Here is a 1,978-nt window from a genome sequence, read left to right on the forward strand (position 1 = left end):
GATCGACGGCCTGTCGCTGCTGGTCCAGGAGGCGATGGAGCTTAATCCCTTCGAGGAGGCGGTGTTCGTCTTTGGCAACCGGCAGCGCGACAAGGTGAAGCTGCTGTTCTGGGAGCGCAACGGCTTCGTGGTCTGGTACAAGCGCCTGGAGCGCGAGCGCTTCAAGTGGCCCGAGCGGCTGGAGGGCGACACCGTCACACTCTCGGGCCAGGAGCTCAACTGGCTACTCGACGGCTACGACATCAGTGCCATGCAGCCCCACAAGGCGCTTAATTATCAATTGGTTGGGTGATATTTCGCTGCCCTTTTGTGGCGGTTTTTGGTAGTATTTCCGGCATGAAAACCACCGCTTCCCACTCCGCCGATACCGTCGCCCAACTGCAACGTCAGCTGGCCGCCGCCGAGGCCGAGAATGACCGCCTGCTGGCCTTGATGGCCCGCAAGGAAGCGCAGTGGGAAGCGGCCAAGCAGTCGCTGTTCGAGCAGTTCCGCCTGGCCACCGAGCGTCAGTTCGGTCCCTCCACCGAGAAGTACTGGGTCGAGCAGGGGGATCTGCTCATCAACGAGGCCGAAGCGGCCGTGGATGAGGAAGACGCGGTCGAGGCCGATGGCAGCGATGTCGACGTCACTGACGAGTCGCCCGCCGCGGAGCCGGAAGCAGCCAAACGCCGCACCCGCGGAGGCCGCGTCGCCCTGCCGCCGGAACTGCCGCGTGTCGAGGTCGTACATGAACTGCCCGAAGCCACCCGTCACTGTGCCGAGGATGGCACCGCGCTCAAGGTGATCGGCGAAGCGATCAGCGAAGAGCTGCATGTGGTGCCGGCACGGGTCGAGGTGATCCGCCACGTGCGGCGCAAGTATGCCTGCCCGGCCTGCGAAGAGGGCGTGCAGACCGCGCCGCCACCGGCCAAATTGCTACCCAAGAGTAACGCCAGCGCCACGCTGCTGGCCTACGTGGCCACCGCCAAGTACCAGGACGCCTTGCCGCTGTATCGGCAGAGCCAGATCTTTGCCCGCCATGGCGCCGAGATCCCGCGCAATACCCTGGCGCGCTGGATGGTCCAGACCGGTGAGCGGATGGCACCGCTGATCGAGACGCTGCGCCGACACCTGCGGCAGGCGCCGCTGATCCACATGGACGAGACCACGCTACAGGTCAATACCGAACCCGACCGGAAGGCGAGTGCCACCTCCTACATGTGGCTGCAGCGCGGTGGTCCGCCGGGCCAACAGGTGGTGCTGTTCGACTATGACGCCAGCCGCGCCGGCCGGGTGCCGGTGCGCCTGCTGGGTGACTATGCCGGTCGCCTGGTCACCGATGGCTACGAGGGCTATGCCGAGGTGGTGCAGCAGAACGGCATCACTCATGCCGGCTGCTGGGCGCACGCGCGGCGCAAGTTCGTCGAAGCCCAGAAGGTGCAACCCAAGGGCAAGACCGGCAAGGCCGACTGGGCGCTCAACCAGATTCGCAAGCTCTACGCCGTAGAGCAACAGGCCAAGGCACTGGATCCCGACGCCCGCCTGGCGCTGCGCGAGCAGAAGAGCCGAGCGTTGCTCACCCAGCTACGCACCTGGCTCGATAAATCCCTCCACCAGGTACTGCCGAAGAGCGCACTGGGCAAGGCGCTGCACTACCTGAATGGTCAGTGGGAACGCCTGACGCGCTTCCTCGATGACGGGGTGATCCCGCTGGACAACAACCCGGCCGAGAATGCCATCCGCCCCTTCGTGGTGGGTCGCAAGAACTGGCTGTTCAGCCACACGCCGAGCGGGGCCCAGGCTAGCGCGGCGATCTACAGCCTGATCGAGACGGCCAAGGCCAACGGCCTCTCACCCTATGAGTACCTACGGTTCGTGTTCGAGACCCTGCCAATGATCGGTGAGGGTGACGATCTCGACACGCTGCTGCCCTGGCGTTGGAAGGGCACTCTACCGATCTGACTCAGGCTGGAACAGGTGGGGTTGGTGGACCGCTTAC

The 1,978-nt window shown here is 65.0% G+C and carries 2 protein-coding genes; both read left to right on the forward strand.

Features of this window, described 5'->3' with window-relative positions; genetic code table 11:
• On the forward strand, window positions 1–292 hold a 292-nt coding region (gene tnpB / locus BUA41_RS18680), incomplete at its 5' end, for an IS66 family insertion sequence element accessory protein TnpB (protein ID WP_084671845.1).
• Between the two features lie 44 nt (window positions 293–336).
• Window positions 337–1,941: an IS66 family transposase gene (gene tnpC, locus BUA41_RS18685; RefSeq protein ID WP_072825726.1), complete on the forward strand. Its 1,605-nt coding sequence runs from the start codon at window positions 337–339 to the stop codon at window positions 1,939–1,941.
• The last annotated feature ends 37 nt before the right edge of the window (window positions 1,942–1,978 follow it).

The organism is Modicisalibacter ilicicola DSM 19980 (assembly GCF_900128925.1).
In the GTDB taxonomy this organism is placed as follows: Bacteria; Pseudomonadota; Gammaproteobacteria; order Pseudomonadales; family Halomonadaceae; genus Modicisalibacter; species Modicisalibacter ilicicola.